Source organism: Methylocucumis oryzae (assembly GCF_000963695.1).
GTDB classification, from domain to species: Bacteria; Pseudomonadota; Gammaproteobacteria; order Methylococcales; family Methylomonadaceae; genus Methylovulum; species Methylovulum oryzae.
This window is the reverse complement of record NZ_LAJX01000354.1, coordinates 1-4,262: the sequence shown is the minus strand read 5'-3', so window position 1 is coordinate 4,262 and position 4,262 is coordinate 1. Positions and strand designations below refer to the sequence as shown.

Here is a 4,262-nt window from a genome sequence, read left to right as displayed (position 1 = left end):
CCCGGGCAGCTATCATAGCGGTCTCGACATTGCGATGCCCACCGGTACCCCCTTTGTCGCACCTGCCGATGGCGTGGTTGTGCTCGCTGCCAAGGATCCTTTCACTCTCGAGGGCCATTTGCTGATGGTTGACCATGGCATGGGCCTCAACAGTGCCTTCCTGCATTGCTCCGAATTGCTAGTTGAGGAGGGTCAGGTGGTCCGTCAGGGGCAAGTGATCGGCAAGGTCGGGGCGACCGGACGGGCCAGCGGGCCGCATCTCCATTGGGGCATGAAATGGAATAGTGCGCGGGTCGATCCGCTATCGTTGCTGCCCAGCCAGCCCTGATTCGCACTCGATTGCACCAGATTTGCCTGTGTTGCAAAATAGTGACAGGCGGCAATAAACACAGGACAAAGCGGACATTTTCTTTGCCCTCGCCGGAATTTTGTTCCAATTTGAGTGCAATCTGGAGGGGCCTGCACGACTATTTTTGCCGTGTGGTTCGTCATCTAGAGATATTGAACCGGCGTTTCCGGCTGCTCAGGCGGCTGGATGCGTCCATAGATATAGGGGCTGGACACGTGAAAAAAGCACGTCTTAGCAATTTGAAATCGACGACCGCACCGCTGGTGATCGGTCTCGCCATGTTCTCGAACCCCGTCTTCGCACAAGATGCAGGAGACGAAGCGGCTGCCGAAGATTCGACGCCGATCGTTGTAACCGGATCGCGCATCGCGCGCCCGAACCTGGACTCGAACAGCCCGGTTTCGGTTGTCACCGGTGAGCAGACCGTCGCAAACGCAGACGTCACGCTGGACACCTTCCTGAACACCCTGCCTGGTGTTAACCCGGCTGGTACCACCACCTCGAACAACCCCGGCAACGGCGGTCAGTCGAACATCGACCTTCGCGGCCTTGGTTCGAACCGTAACCTGGTCCTGATCAACGGCCGCCGTCCGATGGTGTCTTCGAGCAGCCAAACGGTTGACTTGAACACCATCCCGCAGGGCCTGATCGAGCGCATCGACGTCACCACCGGTGGTGCAGGTGCGGCTTATGGTGCTGACGCTATCGCCGGTGTCGTCAACATGATCCTGAAGGATGATTTTGAAGGCATCGATCTTCGCGCAACCTACTCGAACACTGTTTCGGAAATGGATGCCCGTGAATATCAGATCAGCGGCACCATCGGTGGTAACTTCGCCGACGGCCGCGGTAACATCGCATTCTCGGCTGAATATTCGCAGCGCCAAGGTCTTATCAAGGCTCAGCGTCCTTTCTCTGACCAGGCAACTTCGACAACCGGCACCTTCCCGACCGGTCGTTACACGCAGAGCGCTGGTAACCCCATCAGCCAGGCAGCAATCAACGCACTGTTCGCCAGCTATGGCGTTGCACCAGCTCAGACGCCCAATGGTACCCAGCTCGGCTTCAACTCGGACGGCACGCTGTTCGGTATTGGTACGTTCAACAGCCCGGTTAATGTTTCGAACTTCCGCTATGCGCTTGATTCGGCTGCAAACCCGAACCTGAACTTCTTCCCGGATTTCTATTCGTACAACTTCGACATCGTGAACATCCTTGTGCTCCCGCTGGAGCGTAAGTCGGCGTTCTTGACCGGTCACTACGAAATTAATCCGTCGTTCGACCTGTTCATCCAGGGTGGTTTCACCGAATACACCTCGTCGACCGCACTCGCACCGACACCGGTTGGTACAGGCATCGTGAACCCAACCAGCACAGCCTCGGGCCTGAACGCTCGTTCGCCGCTGGTTGCTCCGGGCGGCCGCATCACCGGTCTGGTGGCTCCGATCACCAACCCGTTCCTGCCAGCGGATCTTCGTAACCTGCTGCTCACCCGTACTGGTGACGATCCAAACCTGACCGGAACTGGCGCTGCTGAAGGTGTTCGTATCGGTTACCGCTTCCTGCCGACCGGCCTGCGTGAACAGGTCCTCGACAACGAAGTACTGCAAGGCTTGATTGGTCTTCGCGGTGAGATCGCTGAAGGATGGCGCTACGAAGCTTATTACAGCTGGGGTCGCACCACGATCGACCAAGAAGCGCGCGGTAACGTAAACGTCCAACGCGTCCAGGAACTGCTTGAAGCAGCTGACGGCGGCCGTACGCTTTGCGCCGGCGGTTTCAACCCGTTCGGTGTTCAGCCGCTCTCACCTGAATGCGTTGCCTATGTTGACGAAGTCGGTCGCACCAAGACCACCTTCACTCAAAAGATTGCACAGGCTTATGTCACTGGTGAGCTCACCGAGCTTCCGGGTGGTCCGCTGGGCGTCGTCTTCGGTCTCGAATCGCGCAAGTTCCGCTATGCGTTCGATCCGGGTTCGCTGTTCGGCCCGATCGCAGGCTTCAACACCGCAACCCCCGACCTCGGTACCAACAGCTTCCTCGATTTCTTTGGCGAGCTTCGCGCTCCGATCATGGACAATCTGGAACTGTCGCTGACCGCACGTCATTCGAAGAGCGACTTCAACGACATCCAGAATGGCGTTGACGGTGCTCCTTCGAAGGATTGGGCATATGGTGGTACGCTGTCTTACTCGCCGATCGACTCTGTCCGTCTGCGTGCAAGCTACCAACATTCGGTGCGTGCTCCGAACTTCGGTGAACTCTTCTCGGGCGGCGGCAGCTTCCCGCAGATCTTTGACCCGTGCTCGGCAACGACCAACTTCCGCACCTCGGGCGGTGCCGCTGCAACCAATCTTTGCGTTGCAACCGGCGTTGGTTCGACCACGGCTGCAACTTTTGCTGCTACCCCGGGTGGTCAGGCATTCATCACGGTCACCGGTAACCCCGACCTGAAGCCTGAATCGTCGGATACCTTCACCGTTGGTGGTGTATTCACGGCGGGCGGTTTCACCGGCTCGATCGACTATTACAACATCAAGATCAAGGACACGATCTTCTCGCCGGACGTCAACGAAATCATCGCTTCGTGCTATGGTTACAATGACATCAATCCGAACCTGGCTGCAAGCAGCCCCTATTGTGCCGGTATCGCTCGTTCGGGCAACAACATCACCGGTATTTACCTGCCTGCATCGCTCGGCGGCGACCCTGCAACGGGTTACTTCCAGGCAATCAACCAGGTTCGGTGAAGACTTCGGGTATCGACGTACAGCTGGGTTATCGCCTGCCGACTCCGTTCGTTTCGGAAACCTCGGCGATCAACTTCAACCTGTTGCTGAACTACCTGATCGACTTCAAGAATGTCGGCCTTGGCGGTCTGAAAACCGACTATGCCGGTTCGGCTTCCTACTTCGGCGCAGGTCTGGGCACCAGCTTCCCGCGTTGGAAGGGCACCATGAACATGGCATGGCAGCTTGATGACAACCTGAAGTTCGACACACGCGTTCGTTACATCCACAAGATGGTCAACCGCGCAGCCAAGCAGTTCCCGGGTGAAACCTTCACCGGTCCGGGTTCGGTATGGTATTTCGACTTCGGTCTCGAAGCCAATGTCGATGCTTTGACCTTCCGCCTCGGTCTGAACAACGCGTTCGACCGCCAGCCGGAAACCTACGCACCGAACGTGCAGTCGGGTACCGATCCGTCGCTCTACGACGTGCTCGGCCGCCGCGCATATGTTTCGGCACGCCTGCGCTTCTGACGCAAGCCAAAGCAAAAAAAGGAAAGGGCGGGACTGGTTTCCCGCCCTTTTTCTATCTAGGACGCTGGCATGAAATCACAGGAACGGTTGCGCGCGGCCTATGCGGCCTATCAAAAAGGCGATCTCAAGGCTGCCCTCGTGCAGGCTGAAGCAGCGCTGAAAGCGTTGCCACGGGATCCAAACATACTACAATTCGCAGGTGTGGTTAGTTGCCAGGCCGGGGCGACCGAAAAAAAAGGTGCAGACTATCTGCAACGCGCCTTGGACAATGGCGGCGACACCGTCGACAACCGCATCAACCTAGCCAAGGCCCTTTCAGAATTGGGCCGGTGGAAAGAGGCGCTGCAGATTTGCGCGGTTGAAGGCGACGCATCTTCCCCAGATTTGCAACGCATGCACGCCGATCTGCTGAAAGCCCAAGGGCGGCCATCAGAAGCCGTTTGGGTGTATGAGCGACTTGTTTATGAGCAGCCGAACAATTTCGAGGCATGGAACAATCTCGCAATGCCCGCCATGAAAGTGGTGACCTCGATGGGGCGATAGAAGCGTTCCAGAAAGCACGGCTGATCGATCCCAATTCCTCATTGGTTCACACCAATCTTGCCCGCGTTGCTGATTTCCAAGGATCGGTATGAAGATGCCTGCCTGATG

At 57.4% G+C, this 4,262-nt stretch carries 4 protein-coding genes; all 4 read left to right on the top strand.

From position 1 onward, the window contains the following. The coding region (locus VZ94_RS21455) for a M23 family metallopeptidase (RefSeq protein WP_045780808.1) at positions 1 to 328 on the top strand (328 nt) is incomplete at its 5' end. Between the two features lie 236 nt (positions 329 to 564). Then, positions 565 to 3,099, top strand: coding sequence for a TonB-dependent receptor domain-containing protein (locus VZ94_RS21450; protein ID WP_045780807.1), 2,535 nt, complete (start codon positions 565 to 567; stop codon positions 3,097 to 3,099). Next, positions 3,096 to 3,611: a porin family protein gene (locus VZ94_RS31315; RefSeq protein WP_045780806.1), complete on the top strand. Its 516-nt coding sequence runs from the start codon at positions 3,096 to 3,098 to the stop codon at positions 3,609 to 3,611. The genes VZ94_RS21450 and VZ94_RS31315 overlap by 4 nt, the downstream gene beginning before the upstream one ends. Positions 3,612 to 3,680: 69 nt before the next feature. After that, positions 3,681 to 4,154 carry a tetratricopeptide repeat protein gene (locus VZ94_RS21440; protein WP_045780805.1) on the top strand — a complete coding sequence of 158 codons (474 nt, stop codon included), beginning with the start codon at positions 3,681 to 3,683 and terminating at the stop codon, positions 4,152 to 4,154. Positions 4,155 to 4,262: the final 108 nt, after the last annotated feature.